Source organism: Colwellia sp. Arc7-D (assembly GCF_003061515.1).
Lineage (GTDB): Bacteria > Pseudomonadota > Gammaproteobacteria > Enterobacterales > Alteromonadaceae > Cognaticolwellia.
Map to the genome: position 1 here is coordinate 3,529,022 of NZ_CP028924.1, position 20,338 is coordinate 3,549,359.

Here is a 20,338-nt window from a genome sequence, read left to right on the forward strand (position 1 = left end):
CTAAAGCGTCATGAAGTTATGCTAATAAATAAGCTCTAAGTTCTGAGAAATCAGTGGAACTTGTTGTTGAAAGAATAGTTTCACTCGCACAATCGGCAAGCTCTTTTGGTAAGCCAATAGGCTGACCTAAAGTACTTTCGACAATCTCTTTGAACTTCGCTGGATGAGCAGTACCTAAAAACACACCAAACTCAGTGTCAGTGGCATTATATTGTAATGCTCTATAAGCAACTGCTGCATGAGGTTCGCTAATGTAGCCAAGTTTGGCTAACTGGATCATCGCCATTTGAGTTTGCTCTTCATCAATTGATACTGAGCTGACACAATCTTGCTCAACTAGCCCTGCTTTTAACATATGCTCAACGCGTGGCCAGTTATTTGGGTTACTTACATCCATAGCGTTAGAAATAGTAGCGACCGTATCATTAGGAGTCCACTCGCCTGTTTGAAGATAGCGCGGCACCGTATCGTTGGCATTTGTTGCTGCTATAAAGCGCTTAATTGGTAAACCTAAAGCTTTAGCAAAAAGTCCTGCAGTTAGGTTACCAAAATTACCGCTTGGAATTGAAACTACGATATCTTTTAATGCTTCATTTCCTTTTTGACGATAAAGTTGTGCTACGGCTTCAAAGTAATAACAAATTTGAGCCAATAAACGACTAATATTAATAGAGTTAGCTGAATTTAACCCGATAGTTTCTTTAAGCTCTTTGTCTTCAAATGACTGTTTTACCAGTGACTGACAATCGTCAAACGTGCCCTCAACAGCAATAGTTCGAATGTTGCCACCTAAGGTAGTGAACATTTTTTCCTGCAATAAACTGATTTTACCTTTTGGGTATAGAATAACGACTTCAATGTTATCAATACCATGAAATGCATGAGCTACCGCAGCACCTGTATCGCCAGAAGTTGCGGTTAAAATTGTTACTTTTTTATTCTCACTAAACGCTTGTAAACATTTAGCCATAAAGCGCGCACCAAAATCTTTAAAAGCTAGCGTTGGTCCGTGGAAAAGCTCTAATATTGCGCGCTTTTCGCTAATAGGTTGTATTTGCGCTGGAAAGTTAAAGGCATCGGTTACAATCTCAGTCAGCTGCGCTTCAGTTAAATCTTCACTGACAAACGGATAAAGTACCTTAACACTGCGCTCTACCATAGGTAACGCGAGTATGGCCTCAATATTATCAAGACGAGGTATTTCTTCTGGAAAAAACAAGCCTTGATTGCGCCCTAAACCTTGTTTTACCGCTCCAGCAAAACTGACTTTTTCATCACTCTCTTTTAAATTATAAAATTTCACACTAAATTCCTATATCGGGTTTCTTCACCTTGTTTATGACTAACAAGATGAACTAATAACTCACTCAGGTAAACTCACTGCACCTTGAGTATCAGCTTGGCAAATATGAACAAATCCTTCACTTTTGCCCGATGCTGATGTTTGTAAATAATTTTCGTTTAACCAGTTTGCAAACTCTTTCGCTTTCTCTTCATCGTCAGTTACGCAAAAAAGTGTTGGGCCTGAACCAGAAATACCCACAGCTAAACAACCTTCTTGTGTTAAATAACTTGCCGCATCGCTATAGCCTGGCAAAATTGATTTACGATAAGGTTCTGCAACAATGTCAGTTAACACAGAAAATGCTTGGTTTTTATCACCACGATGACAAGCATCAACAAATGTTGCTAAATTCTGTCCAAAACTAATTAAGTCGGCACGAGAGTATGATGCGGGTAAAATCTCTCTGGCTGCCTTTGTTGAAACTTCAATGCCTGGATATGCCATCACAAAGTAACAATCATCAAATTGCGGTAAGTTGCGAGTAATTATATCTGGGTTTGGCACCATTAACTGCATCCCCCCTAAAAAACAAGGGGCTACATTGTCATAGTGTAGACTACCACTAATTTGCGCTTCCATTTGACCCATCATTTTTAACAAAGCTTGCTCTGAAAAACTGAACTGATGGTATTTTTCATAAAAGGCATTTAAACCAGCAATAGCCGCTACTACAGAGCATGCACTAGAGCCTAACCCGCTACCTACAGGCATGCGCTTATCTAACGTAATTTTTACTTCGGCAATGGTTTGTTCATTAACTAACAATTCTTTGTTAAACAAAAGCAAACAATGCCAAACTATATTTTGCTTTACGTCGCTAGGCAGTTTATTAGCAAAGGCACCTATAACTTCAATTTGATCGCCGTCATTACTATGTGTAACCGTTACAACATCACCAAGTAATGTACCATCAACAGGTTTAACCGCTAACCCTAAAACATCAAAACCGACATTTACGTTGCCAATGGATGCGGGTGCAAATACAGAAACACTCATTAGTGCTGTTGCTCCCATGCTAAGGTTCTTAATACATCACCAAAAACACCTGCCGCCGTTACTGCAGCGCCGGCACCATAACCACGTAAAACAAACGGTAGCGGCTGATAATAACGACTATGAACAGCTAAAGCATTCTCACCATCTTTTATGCTATATAATGGGTGGTCTGCGCTAACAGCTTCGATAGAAACCTGACATTTCCCATCGACAATATTACCAATATACCTGAGTACCTTCCCTTCTGCTTTAGCTGCAGCAATACGCTCGGCAAATGCTTTATCTAACGATGGTAAGTTACTCATAAAGGTCGCTACATCGCCACTAGCATCAAATGAAGACGCTAGGACAGGTTCTATTTCAATATCAGATAACTCTAAAGCCATGCCAGCTTCACGCGCCATGATCAGTAGTTTGCGAGCAACATCCATACCGCTAAGATCATCTCGTGGATCGGGTTCCGTGAAACCTTGTTCTTTGGCTAACGTTGTAGCTTGAGATAATGTCATGCCTTCATCAAGCTTACCAAATATATAAGATAAAGAACCTGATAAAACCCCCTCAAAACGCACAAGTTCATCACCCGCTTTTAACAAGTTTTGTAATGTGTCGATAACTGGTAAGCCTGCACCGACTGTTGTTTCATATAAGAATCGACGATTAGTTTTTTGAGCGGCTGTTCGAAGTGCCTGATAATAAGCCCAAGAATCTGTATTAGCTTTCTTGTTTGGTGTTACAACATTAAAGCCTGCTTCTAAATAATCAACATATTGCAAAGCAAGCGCTTCGTTGGAAGTACAATCAACTAATACCGGGTTTATTAAATGATTTTCTCGTACAAACTGTTTAAGATTTTCAACCGTAACAGGTACCGCTTTCGCGCCTAAGTTTGCTTGCCAATTCGCAACGTCGATGCCTTCACTATTAAACACCATACCTTTACTATTAGCTAAACCGTAAACCTTAAGTGCTATATTATCGGCGATCAGTTTTTCTTGTTGACGCGCAATTTGAGCTAATAGCTCGCTGCCAACAACACCACAACCAACTAAAAACACATCAATTGTTGGTTTATGAGAAAAGAAGTTTTGGTGGCTAACTTTCATTGCATCGGTACATTTTCTGCTTTCAATAACGACCGAAATGCTGCGCTCTGACGAGTCTTGTGCGATAGCAACAACATTCACACGTGCTTGTGCTAATGAACCGAAAAATTTAGCTGCAACGCCTTGTTGGTGATGCATACCGTCGCCAACTAACGAAACAATAGATAATTCATGTGTAAGTGAGAGTGGCTCTAACAAACCGTTTAGCAATTCTAATTCAAATTCTTCTTGAAGGCTTTGTTCGGCTTTATCTGAATCAGCTGAATAAATACAGAAACTAATACAATACTCACTTGATGATTGGCTGATTAAAATTAATGAGATATTTTCTCGACTCATGGTAGCAAAAACGCGGCTTGCCATACCAACCATGCCTTTCATACCAGGACCCGAAACATTAACCATGGTTAAGTCATCTAGGTTTGAAATGGCTTTAACACGTTTTTGTTGATCATTTTCATTTGCAATCAAAGTACCTGGTGCTTCAGGGTTACCCGTGTTTTTAATTAAACAAGGGATATGGTGCTGAGCGATAGGACCGATAGTTTTAGGGTGTAAAACACTTGCGCCAAAGTAAGATAACTCCATGGCTTCTTGATAAGATAAATAATCTAATAATTGCGCTTCTTTTATCAAACGAGGGTCAGCATTATATACACCATCAACATCTGTCCATATTTCGCAATACTCGGCTTCACTACAGACAGCGAGAACAGCAGCAGAATAGTCTGAACCATTACGACCTAATGTTGTAACATTACCAAGACTGTCGACACCGATAAAACCTGGCATAAGCGCAATAGCATTGAGATCGCTATAATTATGTTGAAATCTCTCTTTACATAACACTAAATCTGCTACGGCATTCATCGCAACATCATTGGTGCGCAAGAATTTTTCTGGTTCTATGACACTAACGTCAATGGCATCAACTGCGAGCACTGATTCTAACAATGCAACACTTAAACGCTCACCAATACTAATAATACGAGCACGAACATGCTCAGGACAAAATGACAACAATGTTGCGCCATGTAAGTATCGGCTTAACTGATGTTCCCAAGTGGCGAGTGTTTGCTCACAGTGTTGCGGGCAAAAGCTAGGTAGTGTTGCGGATAAATCTTGGATAATGTTTTCAATTGCGTGTTTAAAGTGCAATAAGTCACTTTTCAACTTTTCTTCATTAGAAATGTTTTCTGCCATTGCCACTAAGTGATTGGTTACACCTTGTGGCGCAGAAACAACTATTGCAAGACGAGACGACTGGCTTTTGTTTTTGATGATGTTCGCTACTTCAATAAAGCGCTGGCCTGAAGCCAAAGACGAACCACCAAATTTTAATACACGCATTTTTACCCCTTTAAACCCTAAAAGCAAAAAAGCCCGTAACCTAAATGGTCACGGGCTTTATAAAATTGTTAAATTCTACACGTCAGCCGATGACCACCATCCCGGTGAGGGTGGTAATGGTGTTAATAATAATATCGCGACTAAGTAAAATATTCATGGGTATAAAGTGCCTGATATGGTTTTTTCTGTCAACTGCTTTTTATGAATAAAAAAAACTAATATATGTATAAAAGTTAGGAAGAATGAATATTTGCTGGAAATATTCAGGAAATAATGCGTTCTTTAGCCAAACAAACTTGGTTTCTGCCTGAGTTTTTCGCTTTATATAAGGCAATATCTGCACGACTGATGATGTCTTCATAACGAGTGTCGTATTCATCCATTACAGCAACGCCTATACTAACAGTGGCATTAATGTTTTTGTCTTGATACTCAATAGCATTACTTGCTATGGCTTTACGTATACGCTCGGCAACATCATTTGCGCCGGTTAGCCCTGTGTTAGGTAGAATAACCGCAAACTCTTCACCGCCATAACGGCCAAATAGATCGCCCATGCGTAATAATCCATTAATCACTTCAGCGATATCAATTAACACTTTATCACCACCTTGATGACCATAAGTATCATTTAACAGTTTAAACTGATCTAAATCTAACATTACCAAAGCGAGATCTTGTTTGTAACGTTGAGCACGAGAAAATTCGGCGGCTAAACATTCTTCCCAATGCTTTCGATTAAAAGCTTGGGTCAACCCGTCTATGCGATTAGATAAAGCTAACTCTTGTAATACTTTGTTTAATTGAGTTTGGTAATGACAAACATCAGTTACATCTTCAATTAAAATGCAAATACGCTCAACCTCTCCTTTAACCTCTATAGGTAAAAAAGTGCAGTTTTGCGCCATAAAATCACTATCGGTTGTTATCGGACGAGAATGAGAAAGCTCAAATAGATGATGACGTTGTTCCCAACCACAAAAAGATTGGTTTTTTAACTGTAGTACACTTGAGAGCTTACGCTCAAACCACTTCTTAGGTAGTTCAGGAAAAACAGTAAAAATACTTTTACCAATAACTTGCTTGTCGCTTTTATTGGCATGCACTTCTAAAAATCGATTCCACATAAGGATCTTAAAATTATTATCTAAAATTAAAATCCCGGTATTTAAGCGATTTGAAAGATCACCGCAAAGTTCATTCAACATTGTTAAAAGTCTGCCAATATACGGTCAATAACAGCTTTAATATTGTTAATAGCTTCTTCAGGTATAAGTAATACCATGTCACAATTAAATGAGTAGTCTGTTACTTGATAACTAATTTTAACTTTTAGAGCAAAATCCCAGTTAAATGACTGCTGTTGAATGTGCTCATTTACTTTAGTTAAGTTTGTCGATAAGAGTCTAGGTGCGCTATACGACATTTGGTTATCTATTTGGCTGGCAAATACATTCAAAAATGTAGTAGTTAAGATAGAACTTAAATCAATCATTTGCTCATCAAATGAAAGTTCATCAGCTTCATAACCGAGTAAGTCAGCTAACCGATTTGAATCAAGCGGTTGATACATCAGCAATGCTTCACCACGAATACCTTCATAGCCAAAAAAACCTTGGCTAACAATTGCCGTTGCTTTTAAGTCATGATTAAGGCTATCGAATAAGTGTTCTGATCGAACTTGCTCAATGCTGGGTACTTTTAAATATACAAAGGTATCTAAATAGCGAGCGAGTTGATCGCTCGCTTGTCCCATGGCGACATTAATCAACTCTTGTAAACAGTCGTGTTGATCCTCAGTTAAGTCAAATGCATTCATAGGAAACCGTGATTACTTAAATGTTCATTTAATGTATCTAATTCTATAGGTTTACGCAAAAATGCTTTTGCACCTAGCGATAATACGCGGCTTTGCATTTCAGGTTGAACATCAGCCGAAATCACAAAAACCGGTAAATTAATCCCTTCATCTTTCATTGCCTGTAATACGCCGAGACCGTCAATAACTGGCATAGTCAAATCGAGAAAAAGAATGTCAATATTTTGATTACGTAAAATATCAAGCGCTTCTTGCCCGTCTTTGGCTAATTGCACATCTGTAGATAGGTTTTCTGGAAGGCTTCTAAGTACTTGCTTTCTGGCTAAGTTAGAGTCATCACAAATAAGAACATTTGTACTCATTTGGCGCGATTCCTTAATTATTTTTTTTATTAACGCCTAATTTACATTAAATTTACTCTGCTGTTAATTGAAAATGCGAATAAAGGCGACATTTTTATTCAACTTGCTTGTTGAAAAGTATGCGCCCACTACATATCTTAACCTGTCCTACCGCTAACAAATCAAAATAGTAGCTCAAGTTATCTCACCAAATTTAGCGCATTGGTTACTGATATAAACTGTCGCTCTTATTTTATACAAGTTTGATTATTGAGATTAAACATTTCATTTCATAGCTTTAGCTGCTTTCCTTATGCAAAAATCCACTTTTAGAAAGTAGGAAAGAGACCACAACAACCTCACTTATTTCCTTACAAGTTTATTATTAATTCAATAAACGTAACTGACAAAACAGCAGACACTAGATAAATGCATAATGCCTTCCAACTGTAGTGTGTTAATTTCATATTCATCCCCTTGTTACCAATACTATCAATGGTTATTTACAAACGTTGATGTAATTGGATATTAATCATTATTTTTATTATTTTTTTAAATCACCAGAAGCACTTTTTAACTAGCAGATCTTGTGCCAACTAATTTAATTAAAAGCGGTAGTTCATAAAATGATGAAGGGGGTTATAGCGATGTGATTCTAGCAAGGGTTATTAGAAGATTAAAACAACTACAACCACTTCAGATGAGGTTGATTTTTTTGCATCCAGTTTTTGGCACTTTTATATTCGGGGCAATACACGGCAACTAATTGCCAAAATTTTGTCGAATGATTCATATGTTTAATGTGACATAGCTCATGAATAATTACATAGTCAACTACCCAAGTTGGTAGCATTTTCAATAAATAATTAAAACTCAATTCACTACGACTATTGCAACTGCCCCAGCGCGCTTTATATTTTCTAACCTTAAAAGATGATGCATGCAGTGACATTTTTTCTGAAAACAAGACAATATTTTGTGCTAAATATGCCTCTATTCGAGCTTTAAACCAAGCTTCTATTTGCGACTTAATTTTCAACACGGCTGCTTCTGAATACATATCGCAAGTATCATAACGCGCATTAATAACAACCGTTAAACTTTGCTCATGCGGATCATGAATAACATCAGAACGTCCATAGGTAATAATAATACTATGCGGTAAACCATCGATATATATTGATGGCTTTTGGTCAGTATTATCACGGCTGAACTGTTCACTAAATGAAGGGTTTAATAGGGTGTTTTGCTGTTGCTCAGCCACTTTTTCATTTAGCCACTGCAACTTCGATTGGATCAAGCTTTCAACATAGGCTGTTTTTACAAATTTGGGTGCTCTAACAATAATTTGAGCATTTCTAACTTGTAAGGCAATTGTTTTTCTACGTTCACTGCGTATTAACTGATATTCCAAAACACCACCATTAGTCTAGTTTAGCTAGGTAATAAACAAGCTTCATAGGTTAAGCAAGTTTTTACTTCAGTTAATGACGCTCGCCCATTTGCCTATTATGCTGCAGTTTTAGCTTTGGCTTTTGCTTTGGTACTTGTTGCTTTAGCCTTTTTTACTGTCTCAGTTGCTTGTGCTTCAACAACCTCTTCTACTGGCTCATCTTTTAGCTTACTCGAGCTAGTTGATGCTGCTTTGTTAGACACTACTTTAGCTTTCTTAGCTTGTAAGGCAACGAGTACATCATCTCTATTTTGTGCTAAATACACACAAAGCTCTTCACGGATACTTTCAGAAAGCTCGACAGGCGCATGTTCAAACATTTCAGATAAACTGTCTGCCATATCAAGCATTTTATCATATTCATCTGCGGCTTTTTTATCCATGAACGTTTCTACCTCCACACCTTGTCTTATGACGACAAATCGACTTTCAACTGCCATTGTTATCCCTTAATTAACTATTTATTACCAAACTCACGTTATTGCTAAAATGTATTTGCAGTAAGCGCAAACACTTCAACAGCAACTGTACATATCATCAGTATCATACCTTTATTTTCTAAAATTGCCAGATAATGTTATCTGACAATTCAACTTTATATAGGTAAGTCGCACGTACATTCAAATTACTTTAATTCGCGTACTCTAAATGTGCGGCCTTTTAATTTGCCATGGGTTAACTTGTTTAACGCTTTTCTCGCCACCATTTTTTCAACAGCAACGTAAGCCCAGTTTGGCCCTAATTGAATTTTACCGACTTGCTCAAATGTAATACCATTTTCACTGGTGAGTGCGCCAACAATATCGCCAGGTCTAACTTTTTGTTTTTTCCCGCCATCTATCTGTATCGTCGCCATTTTTGCTGTGAAAACGCTGTGTTCTAGCACTTCATTGCTCGGTAGTTCTTCGCCTTCAATGGTGCGCTCTAAATAATCTTCTAGTAAGCCAATTTTATATCTGTCTTTGTTACTAAACAAAGTAAAGGCATAGCCAGTACTGCCTGCTCTACCTGTACGACCAATACGATGAATATGAACTTCAGTGTCATGCGCAAGATTATAATTAAATACCGCGTCAAGCGCTTCAATGTCTAAGCCGCGCGCAGCTACATCGGTTGCAACCAATATTGAAGCACTTTTGTTAGCAAAACGTACTAAGGTTTGATCTCTGTCTTTTTGCTCTAAATCGCCATGCAATGCAACCACACCAAAACCGTAAGCGGCCAATTTGTTTGCAACATTCTGGGTTTCAATTTTGGTATTACAGAATATTACACTCGACTCAGGCTTGTGTGTTAATAACAATAACCGAATAGCTAATAAGCGGTCTTCATCGTTTTCCACTTGATAAAAGTGTTGCGAAATAGTGCTATTTTCGTGATTCGACTCTACTTTTATGACTGCCGGTGTTTGCAAATATTTATTAGCAATTTTTTGAATTTGATCTGGAAACGTCGCGCTAAATAATAAGGTTTGACGTTGCTGAGGAATTTTATCAATAATGTTATCTAATGCTGCTTGAAAGCCCATATCGAGCATACGATCAGCTTCATCTAAAACCAGTGTATCAACATGGTCCAACGATAAAGTGCCTCGACCTAAGTGATCTTCAATTCTGCCGGGCGTGCCAACAATAATGTGAGCCCCGTGTTCCAATGAACCCACTTGCGGACCAAAAGGTGTACCACCACAAAGCGTTAACACTTTAATGTTATGAACGGCCCGAGCTAATTTTCTAATTTCTTTTGCTACTTGGTCGGCTAATTCACGCGTAGGGCAAAGCACTAAGGTTTGAATTCTAAACTTTTTAACTTGTAGTTTATTCAATAAACCAAGACCAAATGCTGCCGTTTTACCTGAACCCGTTTTACCTTGAGCAATAACGTCTTGCCCCGCTAAAATAGCCGGCAAGCTCTTAGCTTGTATCTCTGTCATCTCGTGGTAACCCAGTGATGAAAGGTTTTCTAAAATTGCAGATTGCAAGGTAAGTGATGAAAATTTGCTGTCGCTCAACGTAAAAGTCCTAACTTAAAAATAATTGCCGCTATTTTACACGCTTTCACTCAAGCAAGCACAGCTTTACGCAATTAAATTATTGGCGCTATTTAAGACGATGAAAAGTAGCATTAACTCATCAATATATGGATGATTTTTGTTGCTAAAACTTGAGGCGATTCTAAAGGTAGCATATGACCCGTATTAGCGATTTCATGTATCAATACATTTTCTTCAATTTTAAACACTTGTGCTAATTCTTTTCTAAACGATACAAGCTCAACTAAGTTATCTTCATCTCCAACAAGGAATGTTATCGGTAAGGTTAAATTTGCCAATAAAGACAATAAATTAGGTCTTAGCAGCGAGACACTGATTTGATGCAATAAGACATTTACACCAAGCGCTTGATCCATCTCGACAATCGTTTGTTTGATATGCTGATAACGCGGCAAACTTAATTGCTTAATTTTCGGGTGCAGCAGATCATCAATGCGTTTATTTGGAATGCCTGTGTAACCGCGTTGCTTAATCCAGTCAACGGTGCGCTTACGTTGTTTAATTTCAGCTTCTGGCAGATTTTTCGGACAATTAGAAACGATTAATAAGTGCTGAAGTTTGTGAGCCAACTTTAACGCTATAGCACTTGCTATATAACCGCCGAGCGAAAACCCGACTAATATCGCGTTTTTTTCAATAATTTTATGAGCTAATGCGTCAACTACCTCATCCATAGTGCCTGAGTTTGGGATCACTAAGTGGATGAGTTGAAGATCCTCATTACATTGTTCTCGCAGCAACTGCCATACAGGCAGCCACAATTGTTGATTGCACATAGTGCCTGGAATAAAATAAATGGTTTTTGACAAACCTAAACCCTACTTAAGTTTCAATTTATTGTCGGTATATATTTAGCTAAAAAAACGCTCAAACAAACGGATGTTGACTGTTTCATTCGCTTTCACCCGACCTTGATCTGCAGGTAAAACAATATAACAATTTGCAGAAGCAATACTGGTTAATATGCCTGACCCTTGATTTCCCGTGCTTGTTACCATTAATTCACCTTGCTGGTTATAAGATAAAACACCACGTTGAAAATCCATTCGCCCTGGTGATTTTCTTAAGTCAGTAACCGTTTTAGCGAATAAGGTAATTGCAGGTGCCGCATGGTAATTTTGGAGCTTCATTAGCGCTGGCATTGCCAGTAAATCGGCAGTAACCATGGCAGACACTGGGTTGCCCGGTAAACCAAAAAAAATACTGTTGGGTAATGTACCAAAAGCAAAAGGCTTGCCGGGTTTCATGGCTATTTTCCAAAAAGCTATTTCACCTATTTGTTCAAGTACTAGCTTGGTGTAATCGGCATCGCCTACCGAAACACCACCGGAGGAAATAACAGCATCAGCCTGAGCATCAGCTTGCATAAAAGCCTCTCTAATTGCATTTTCATCATCGCCAATCACACCAAAATTAATCACATTAACATTGAGATTTTTAAGCATTGCCGCTAACGCATAGCTATTACTTTCAAATATGTCGCCGCTTTGCAGAGGTTGTCCTAAAGCTTTTAATTCATCGCCAGTAGCAATCAGTGCAACATTAATTTTTCGAAACACATTAAGTTCATTAATGCCAAGTGATGCTAATACGCCAATATCAATTGCCGATAAGCGTCGTCCTTTGGTAAAAACAACCTGCCCTTGGTCAATATCTTCACCCATTAATCGAACATGGTCGCCAATATGACGTGGCGCTAGAAAAAGTATATTTTCAGCATCTGCCTGACAGTTTTCTTGCATTTCAACAGTATCGCAATCAACAGGAATTTTAGCGCCGGTCATAATGCGAATGCACTCACCTGTACCGCACTTGCCTTCAAAAGGTTGACCGGCCATCGAACGACCAACCAATTTCAAACATTGCTCATGAAGTAAACTTTTATGGGCAAATGCATAGCCGTCCATCGCAGAGTTATTATGCGGTGGAACATTAATTGGGCTGCTGATATTGCTTGATAAAACTCGACCTAGTGCATCAGTAAGTGTGATATTTTCAACATCGGTTATTGGCTTAATAGCCGCAAGCATAGTGTCTAGTGCTTGCTCAAAAGGCATTAATCCGGGTGCAGAACAACAATCAACCATAGTAAACTCTTCCAATTCTTTAATTTTATTAATATTTATAAATCGATTTCTAGTCGAACAAAAATGAGCGATGGACTAACCGAACTAGAATAAATCTAATTTAACCTAAACTAATTTAATACGGCACGTTAACAATATTAATCATATTAGTGAACGCTATTTAGCATAACCAAGGTCTTTATCTGTTATATTGATTAGAATCATACTATGCTAGCTTTGTATGATATAAAATATTCATTCATTTATTATTCGCCGAGCTCTCTTAGCTACACCTGATTATTATTCAGGCATGCTATTTTAGCCGTAAACCAAGTTCTAAACTTGAGTTTGCCAGGGTTAACAAGGAAACTTGTTTACCTCCCGACTTTGGAAAGGTGACATGTTAACAGACAACTTCGGCCGCAAGTTTTATTACTTGCGCCTATCGATCACTGACGTTTGTAATTTTCGTTGTAGCTATTGCTTGCCTGATGGTTATAAATGCGATCACGACAGACAATTTTTAACCCTACCTGAAATAACACGTTTAGCTTCAGCATTTTCTGCTATGGGCACAGAAAAAATTCGAATTACTGGCGGTGAACCCTCACTGCGTAAAGACCTGCCTGAAATAATTGCAAAATGTAAACAAACGCCTGGCATTAAGAAAGTAGCCATTACGACTAATGGCTACAAACTGCCTGAGCATTTACCTGCTTGGTTAGATGCAGGTATTGATGCCATAAATATCAGTATTGACAGTTTAGACCCTAGACAATTCCATGCAATTACTGGCCACGACAAGCTTGATCATATCCTCAAAGGTATTGATATGGCGATTGATGCTGGCAATGTAGCCATCAAAATAAACACGGTTTTAATGCGTGAATATAATGGTTACGACATTGCAAGTTACTTAGCTTGGTTAAAAGATAAACCGGTCACATTACGCTTTATTGAATTAATGCAAACAGGTGATAATAAAGAATTTTTCGATGCACAACATGTTCAAGGTTCGCGCATAAAGCAGAACTTAATCTTAGACGGTTGGTTACCGGTTATTAATGATAAAACCGCAGGACCAGCGCAAGAGTTTTATCACCCAGATTATGCCGGTAAAATAGGCTTGATCATGCCTTACTCAAAAGACTTTTGTAATACTTGTAACCGTTTACGCATAAGTTCGTTAGGTAAATTGCATTTATGTTTATTTACCGAGCAAGGTTTATCGTTAAAAGACTATTTACAAACCGATGATGTTGAGCCGTTAAAAGCTGCGATTACCCAGATGCTAACCGACAAAAAACAAACTCACTTTTTACATGAAAAACTTACCGGTGCGACAAAAAACCTTGCGATGTTGGGCGGTTAATGACTTTATTCCAATCATGCTTAGGAGTCGTTTTAGCGGGGGGAAGTCTTCCCGCATGGGGCAAAATAAAGCCGGTTTGCTGCGCGATAATCAAGACATGCTCAGTTATAGTAAATCGCTGCTTAACGCTGCTGGTAGTTCGCAGGTCGTTGTTAGTGGCGGTGAACACGGCGTTGACGATCTTCTAGCTGATATGGGACCTCTAGGTGGCATTCAAAGTATTATTGAACAATTTAAACCTCAAGCACTGTTAATTTTACCGGTTGATTTACCGTTAATGACCTCAAATGAACTTTTAGCATTGAAGCAAGCGGGCGAATTAAGCCAACGCGCTTGTTACTTTACTGATAATTACTTGCCCTTATACTTGCCAGTAAATGCTTTTGTTGAACAGTTTTTTCAACAATCACTGTCTCGAACGTACTCTCAAGGTAAGTCGCAAGTAGTATCAAAATCAGCTAATAATAAACGTAATTTATCTGGGCCTTCAGTTCGAAGTTTACTCACGCAAATTCCGCATAGGGAAATAACGCCTAAAAATAGCCAATGTTTATTCAACACCAATACGCCTGAGCAATGGCAACAGGCAAAGCAACTTTTATCTTTACAAAGGAAATCTCATGTCTAGTAATTCCCCTATCCATTGTGGCGATGGTTTCGTGCCATTAAATATTGCAGTGTTAACCGTTTCAGATACCCGAGAAGAACACAACGACACCTCAGGCCAAGCATTGGTTGAGCGCTTACAAGGTGCAGGTCATAAGTTAGCAGCGAAAGAAATTTCAAAAGACGATGTATACCAATTACGCTCAATTGTTTCTCAATGGATTGCCCGTGACGATATACAAGTGATATTAACCACAGGCGGCACAGGTTTTACTGCACGAGACAATACACCTGAAGCACTGCTGCCTTTATTTGATAAAAACATTGAAGGCTTTGGTGAAGTATTTAGAGCAATATCGCTTGACGAAATTGGCACCTCAACCGTGCAATCTCGTGCCTTTGGCGGCATGGCAAATAGTACCGTTATATTGTCTGTACCGGGGTCAACAAATGCCTGTAAAACAGCTTGGGATAAATTAATAGTTGAGCAATTAGACGCCAGTCATCGCCCATGTAACTTTGTTCCGCATTTAAAGTTTACGTAACGCATTTTTATAGAAAGTACACATGTCCGAGCTCATATCTAGATTTTCGTTTAAGCTTTTAATAAAAACTCGCCTGCTATTGGTGGCTTGTTTTACTTTGTGTGCCCAGCAAACATTCGCTGTAACAACACAAGAGCAAGCTCGGCCTTTTCGTATTGCTGTTGCTGCTAATTTTGCGCCAGCACTTGAAATACTCTTAGCTGACTTACCCCATAGAGAGCAGATTGATTTACAAATTATCAGCGCGGCGACTGGCACGCTATATTTGCAAATAAAGCACGGCGCTCCTTTTGATTTGTTTTTATCTGCCGATACCACGCGCCCAGAGCTGCTTGAACAATCACATTTGATCGTAGCAAATAGCCGAAAAACTTATGCTTTTGGGCAAATTGCTTTATGGTCGGCAACCCAACCTATAAGTGATTTAAGTGAACTAATGCACTATTCAGGTAAGTTAGCTATCGCCAACCCTGACACCGCACCTTATGGCATGGCAGCACAACAAGCGCTCACGCATTTGTCTTTGTGGTCGAAAGTTAGCCGTAACTTAATTACCGGTATTAACATCAATCAAACTTTTCAACAGGTTCGCAGTCAAGCGGTGCCTTTAGGTATAGTAGCCAATAGCCAATTAGTGATGAATGATCACAAAGGTATTATTATTCCTGCGAGTTATTACCAACCTATTGCTCAGCAATTAGTGATTATTAAATCTAGTCCTCAAGTTGAACTTGCAACACAAATAAGTGCTTTTATTCTTCAAGCAAGTAGTCAACAAACATTACAAAAATTGGGTTATTTAGCCCTTGAATCATCAAGCAAAATGAATAAGGTCACGCAATAACATGACGGATATTTCAGCTGATATTCTCGCCCTTGTCACCACCTTAAAAATGGCGGCTGTTACTACCGTTATACTACTGCTTTTAGGTACGCCACTCGCATGGTATTTGGCAAAATGGCAAAGTCGATTTAAAGTATTTTTTGAAGCCGTTGTTGCTCTGCCGCTAGTATTGCCACCAACTGTATTAGGGTTTTATTTACTGTTGGCGTTTTCTCCTACATCATTACCTGGAGAGTTATGGCAAAGCGCTACGGGCAGCCAACTTGCTTTCAGTTTTAGTGCGATTGTTATCGGCTCGGTGCTATATTCCTTGCCATTTGTTGTACAGCCATTACAAAAAGCTTTTGAACAATTAGGCGATCATCACCTTGAAGCTGCCGCTATGTTAGGCGCTGGGCCAATAGACAGATTTTTTAGTATTGTTTTTCCACTTACTAAGGCCAGTTTTATTACCGCAACCGTTTTAGGCTTTGCGCATACGGTAGGCGAATTTGGCGTTGTATTGATGATTGGCGGTAATATTCCAGGCGAAACAAGGGTATTATCCATCGCATTATTTGACCATGTAGAAGCATTTAATTACACCAATGCCCATATACTTTCTTCAGGGTTATTAGTTGCTTCATTGATACTGTTATCTTTAGTTTATTTACTGGGGAATAACCTAAGTAAAAGCTTGAACAGTAAACAACGAGTCGTTAAGTCATGAGTAAGATACTAACGCCTGAGCGAACGCCTCAACATAAGATCAGCACTTCTACCCTAACAGTAGACTTTTCTTTGGCATTTAACAGTTTTGAAACAGTGATTAAGCAAAAGATTAGTATCGATAATATTACCGGTATCTATGGTGATTCAGGCTCTGGAAAATCGACTTTATTACGGGTAATTGCTGGTCTTGAAAAACAAGCAAAAGGCCACGTTTCGTTAAATAATATGACGTTACAAAATAGTGACGAACATTGTTTTATTAAAGCAGAAAAAAGACACATCGGCTTAGTATTTCAAGACAGTCGTTTATTTCCACATTTAAACGTTTATGAGAACTTAGCTTATGGCGCTAAGCGACTTAAAAACCGTAAATTAACCATTGAAGAAGTTTTGACATTAACCCAGTTAACACAATTACAACACCACAGTGTTACGCAACTTTCTGGCGGTGAAAAACAAAGAGTGTCAATTGCTCGAGCTTTATTAGCAGAGCCTAAATTACTATTATTAGACGAACCGTTTAGTGCCTTAGATAAAACGACTAAATCGCAAATGCTGACTTTTTTAAAAAACATTCAACAACAACTTCAATTACCCATGCTATATGTCAGTCACAGTTTGAGTGAATTACAGAGTATTGCCGAGCAATTAGTCGTAGTGTCAGCAGGAAAAATTAGCCAAGTAGCCCCTATTCATCAAGCAATCCACGACTTAAATAGCCGCGGTGAATCTAGTCCTAAAACAAGCTTGTCGTTAGCTATTGCTGAGCATTTGCCTGATTACGGCCTAACTCGCCTTTTACTACCCGCAACACAGAACGATAAACACAGCATATATTTACCGCTACTTGCGCAAAGTATCGAGCAAAGTATCGAGCAAAGTATCGAGCAAAAAAATGAGCAAAGCTTAATAGGCCAGCAACTGCGCTGTATCATCTATGCAAGAGATATTAGTATCTGCCTAACAGCGCCTGAGCACAGTTCAATTGTTAATCATTTACCTGCAACAATTACCGCTATTCAACACAATAAAACCAATGCGTTAATTACATTAGAATGTGCTGAACAAGCCTTTTATGCGCAAATTAGTTTATGGTCAGCAACTCGAATGGCGCTATCGGAAAAAATGGCGGTATACATTCAGTTTAAAGCCAATGCTGTACATAGTTATCATTATACAGGGCCAATTCCCCATGCTTAGTGCAAACGAACAATTACGTTTTAGTCGTCAAACTATGTTAAAAGGTATTGGCGAGCAAGGTCAGCAAGCCCTAAAAAATGCCAGTGTTTTAATTATTGGTGTTGGCGGTTTGGGTAACCCAGTAAGTGTTTATTTAAACGCTGCAGGCATTGGTAATATTTATCTGGCTGATGGTGACAGTATTGACATGAGTAACTTACACCGACAAATACTGTTTAATGAAAACGACATTGGCAAAAATAAAGCCGACAATGCCGCCGAAAAACTACAACAACTCAATAGCAGTAACAACATTGAAGTGCTCGATGAAATGCTCGATGCTGAGTTAGCCGACTACTATTTCCCACTTGTCGACTTAGTGCTTGATTGTACTGATAACATCACTACGCGTTATTTAATCAATCAAAAATGTATTGAACATAAAAAGCCGTTAATTGTTGGCGCAGCAACCGGTTTTGACGGACAACATATGTTTGTAAATCCAAACATACCCGACAGTGCTTGTTATCAATGCTTATTTCCAGCCGACAAAAAAGCACCTGATAATAATTGTCAAACTTTAGGGATATTAGGACCAATTCTCGCCATTATCGGCGGTATGCAAGCCTTGCAAGCCATTAAGTTTTTAACCGGCCATATGGTCGCAACCAATCAATTAAATATTTTCGATGGTTTGAATAATTCATGGCAACAATTTACCTTAACAAAACAGAAAAAATGCCCTGTTTGCTCAACAAAAAATTAATACCACGAATTTTTTTGTATTTAAAGTTACTGTAATTTAATCACTTAGCTTCGCAATAAGGGCCTTAACATATCTTCTAAGCCATTAAGTTTTACTTCATAAATAAGTGCCAACTGTTCGCCAAGCTTTCCTTCAGGTAACCCCTTAGCATGAAACCAAACCAGGTATGGCTCAGGTAATTGTAGCAACTTTCGGCCGCTGTACTTTCCGAATGGCATGATCTGATTTATTGCAGCAACTAGCTCTGCTTTATCCTCTATCGACATATATTTCGTCTGCTCAACCGAGCCTCCAAATGTTATTTACTATTTCAGTTTCGCTGATTCATTGACATAAAAATGTCACATCTGCGGCTTATAATCCAGCTCATATTTAATGAATCGGTATCAATGTGGTACCTAAAATTGAGACAAGGAATTGTGATGTCAATAGTTAGGAAACGTAACGCTGCAGCAAAAGCTTATATACCGGCAAGTTCGCGCGACAATCAGTATATCTTGGCTGAATTTGCTTTAACAGATCAACTGCTTGCAGAGTTACCCATACAAATAGCTAAAGATGGCAGCAGCAATTATTATGACTGTTATCAAACGCTAGCGAAAATATTATTTACCCTAAGTAACGAAAGCGAGATTAAAAACAGCATACTGGTCGCCAACAATAAATTGGTCAGAGTGCGTTATAGCCAAGAAATGCATCAATGGCAAACAAAGCAGCAAATCATCTTCTATTACGATCCAAATCAGCATGTATTACAAAACTCCTTCTTTGATGCCAATATTAGAACAAAAAAAATAACCTTAGTATTTTTAGCGTCAGGAACAGATATCAGGCTTGGTGCTGCCGCTTTTCATCAACGCGTAAAAGCTTTACTGAAAAAATTTGCTCAGCAAATAAAACTCCCGCTCAAAGAAATACGTATGCGCGACCACCAACACTTAACCTATGACATTTTTGCTAAAAACAAAGGCTGCAATACAAGTACGGCACATAAATTCAGGCCTATCGGCCAAAGGTATGCAAGTGAAAATGTTGCTCTAGCTGAAAATACAGCGTCTATCACTTATGCCATTATCGACTTAACACTCGATCATAGAATTTCTCAATTGGTAGATATTGATCCCACAGCCAAAGATCCCTACAACCCAATATACACTTACTTAACCGATACTTTTTCTTTAGTCGCAAAACGTTTTAACTTAAATAATGGCGCCCTGATTGCGAACGGATTAGTCCCTATTGTGCGACACAGTTTGCATGATTTAGTATCCAAAGTTGGAGAATTACAAATGTTAGGCTACAACCCAAACCAAAGTCCTTGTGGTATAGTTAGCCGATGGCAAGCAGCTGAATTGGTTGATAATGTACAGTTTGTCTTTGTTGCCCATTCTGAGAATGGTGAAGAGCAAAACTATGCGAAATTTGTTAATCAAATAGAGCAAGCCATGCGCCTATTAGCTACAGAATTAGAGCTTCCCACTGAAAAAGACGAATTAACCTTACGCTTTCATCAACATGTTGCTTTTAACTTAACCTCAGATTAGCCCCTTTGTGGTGTATGTAATGAGCCTGTTGTTTATTAAAAAGCACTAGGCTAACTTCAACAGCACTTTACTTTGACTCGTTTTTTAAACCAGACTTACTTTTTAATTAGACTTTTTTTAATCAGTGACGAAGGCATTAAATTGCCCGAGTATTTTCACATTCCCTCTTAAAACACGCAACGAAACTTTGTGAGTTAATATGCTAATCATAAAGCTTATTACTCCTTATTTTTTTATGAATA

20 protein-coding genes and 1 riboswitch are annotated in these 20,338 nt (G+C 38.5%); of the genes, 8 read left to right on the plus strand and 12 right to left on the minus strand.

Annotated elements, in window-relative coordinates; all coding sequences use genetic code 11:
* Window positions 1-16: 16 nt before the first annotated feature.
* From thrC to moeA, 11 genes are all read right to left on the minus strand, one after another.
* The gene (thrC, locus tag DBO93_RS15200) at window positions 17-1,303 is read right to left on the minus strand and encodes a threonine synthase (protein WP_108457100.1); all 1,287 of its coding nucleotides are present in this window, start codon (window positions 1,301-1,303) and stop codon (window positions 17-19) included.
* A gap of 60 nt (window positions 1,304-1,363) precedes the next feature.
* A complete protein-coding gene (thrB, locus tag DBO93_RS15205) occupies window positions 1,364-2,359 on the minus strand; it encodes a homoserine kinase (protein WP_239059012.1) in 996 nt (331 codons plus the stop codon).
* A complete protein-coding gene (gene thrA, locus DBO93_RS15210; protein WP_108457101.1) occupies window positions 2,341-4,797 on the minus strand; it encodes a bifunctional aspartate kinase/homoserine dehydrogenase I in 2,457 nt (818 codons plus the stop codon). The genes thrB and thrA overlap by 19 nt, the downstream gene beginning before the upstream one ends.
* A gap of 263 nt (window positions 4,798-5,060) precedes the next feature.
* Window positions 5,061-6,005, minus strand: a complete 945-nt coding sequence (locus tag DBO93_RS15215; RefSeq protein ID WP_204100629.1) for a diguanylate cyclase — start codon at window positions 6,003-6,005, stop codon at window positions 5,061-5,063.
* A gap of 2 nt (window positions 6,006-6,007) precedes the next feature.
* Window positions 6,008-6,616, minus strand: coding sequence for a chemotaxis protein (locus tag DBO93_RS15220; RefSeq protein WP_108457102.1), 609 nt, complete (start codon window positions 6,614-6,616; stop codon window positions 6,008-6,010).
* Window positions 6,613-6,978 carry a response regulator gene (locus tag DBO93_RS15225; protein ID WP_108457103.1) on the minus strand — a complete coding sequence of 122 codons (366 nt, stop codon included), beginning with the start codon at window positions 6,976-6,978 and terminating at the stop codon, window positions 6,613-6,615. The genes DBO93_RS15220 and DBO93_RS15225 overlap by 4 nt, the downstream gene beginning before the upstream one ends.
* Before the next feature lie 664 nt (window positions 6,979-7,642).
* The gene (locus DBO93_RS15230; RefSeq protein ID WP_108457104.1) at window positions 7,643-8,371 is read right to left on the minus strand and encodes a SprT family zinc-dependent metalloprotease; all 729 of its coding nucleotides are present in this window, start codon (window positions 8,369-8,371) and stop codon (window positions 7,643-7,645) included.
* A gap of 95 nt (window positions 8,372-8,466) precedes the next feature.
* Entirely contained in the window at window positions 8,467-8,850 is a 384-nt protein-coding gene (locus DBO93_RS15235; protein ID WP_108457105.1) for a YebG family protein, read from the minus strand.
* Between the two features lie 185 nt (window positions 8,851-9,035).
* Window positions 9,036-10,421 (minus strand): ATP-dependent RNA helicase DbpA, encoded by a 1,386-nt coding sequence (dbpA, locus tag DBO93_RS15240; protein ID WP_108457106.1) that lies wholly within the window; start codon window positions 10,419-10,421, stop codon window positions 9,036-9,038.
* A gap of 113 nt (window positions 10,422-10,534) precedes the next feature.
* Window positions 10,535-11,272 (minus strand): alpha/beta hydrolase, encoded by a 738-nt coding sequence (locus DBO93_RS15245; RefSeq protein ID WP_108457107.1) that lies wholly within the window; start codon window positions 11,270-11,272, stop codon window positions 10,535-10,537.
* Between the two features lie 42 nt (window positions 11,273-11,314).
* Window positions 11,315-12,550, minus strand: a complete 1,236-nt coding sequence (moeA, locus tag DBO93_RS15250) for a molybdopterin molybdotransferase MoeA (protein WP_108457108.1) — start codon at window positions 12,548-12,550, stop codon at window positions 11,315-11,317.
* Window positions 12,551-12,788: 238 nt separating this feature from the next.
* Window positions 12,789-12,943, plus strand: a riboswitch (molybdenum cofactor riboswitch).
* Between moeA and moaA the strand changes: the two genes are divergently transcribed.
* The 7 genes from moaA to DBO93_RS15285 all read left to right on the plus strand — a co-directional run bounded on the left by moaA (window position 12,930) and on the right by DBO93_RS15285 (window position 18,552).
* A complete protein-coding gene (gene moaA / locus DBO93_RS15255) occupies window positions 12,930-13,901 on the plus strand; it encodes a GTP 3',8-cyclase MoaA (protein ID WP_108457109.1) in 972 nt (323 codons plus the stop codon). (Overlaps the previous riboswitch by 14 nt.)
* Window positions 13,902-13,956: 55 nt before the next feature.
* Window positions 13,957-14,529: an NTP transferase domain-containing protein gene (locus DBO93_RS15260; RefSeq protein ID WP_239059013.1), complete on the plus strand. Its 573-nt coding sequence runs from the start codon at window positions 13,957-13,959 to the stop codon at window positions 14,527-14,529.
* Window positions 14,522-15,052, plus strand: coding sequence for a molybdenum cofactor biosynthesis protein B (gene moaB / locus DBO93_RS15265; protein ID WP_108457110.1), 531 nt, complete (start codon window positions 14,522-14,524; stop codon window positions 15,050-15,052). The genes DBO93_RS15260 and moaB overlap by 8 nt, the downstream gene beginning before the upstream one ends.
* Window positions 15,053-15,074: 22 nt before the next feature.
* Complete coding sequence (gene modA / locus DBO93_RS15270) at window positions 15,075-15,896, plus strand: molybdate ABC transporter substrate-binding protein (RefSeq protein WP_108457111.1); 822 nt, start codon at window positions 15,075-15,077, stop codon at window positions 15,894-15,896.
* Window position 15,897: 1 nt separating this feature from the next.
* Entirely contained in the window at window positions 15,898-16,605 is a 708-nt protein-coding gene (modB, locus tag DBO93_RS15275) for a molybdate ABC transporter permease subunit (RefSeq protein WP_108457112.1), read from the plus strand.
* Window positions 16,602-17,807, plus strand: a complete 1,206-nt coding sequence (modC, locus tag DBO93_RS15280) for a molybdenum ABC transporter ATP-binding protein (RefSeq protein ID WP_108457113.1) — start codon at window positions 16,602-16,604, stop codon at window positions 17,805-17,807. Before modB ends, modC begins: the two co-directional genes overlap by 4 nt.
* Entirely contained in the window at window positions 17,800-18,552 is a 753-nt protein-coding gene (locus tag DBO93_RS15285) for a HesA/MoeB/ThiF family protein (RefSeq protein WP_108457114.1), read from the plus strand. Before modC ends, DBO93_RS15285 begins: the two co-directional genes overlap by 8 nt.
* Window positions 18,553-18,596: 44 nt before the next feature.
* Here DBO93_RS15285 and DBO93_RS15290 read toward each other — a convergent pair whose 3' ends face one another.
* Window positions 18,597-18,818, minus strand: a complete 222-nt coding sequence (locus tag DBO93_RS15290) for a DUF3820 family protein (protein ID WP_108457115.1) — start codon at window positions 18,816-18,818, stop codon at window positions 18,597-18,599.
* A 156-nt stretch (window positions 18,819-18,974) separates the two neighbouring features.
* Between DBO93_RS15290 and DBO93_RS15295 the strand changes: the two genes are divergently transcribed.
* Complete coding sequence (locus DBO93_RS15295) at window positions 18,975-20,096, plus strand: DUF3083 family protein (protein ID WP_108457116.1); 1,122 nt, start codon at window positions 18,975-18,977, stop codon at window positions 20,094-20,096.
* Window positions 20,097-20,338: the final 242 nt, after the last annotated feature.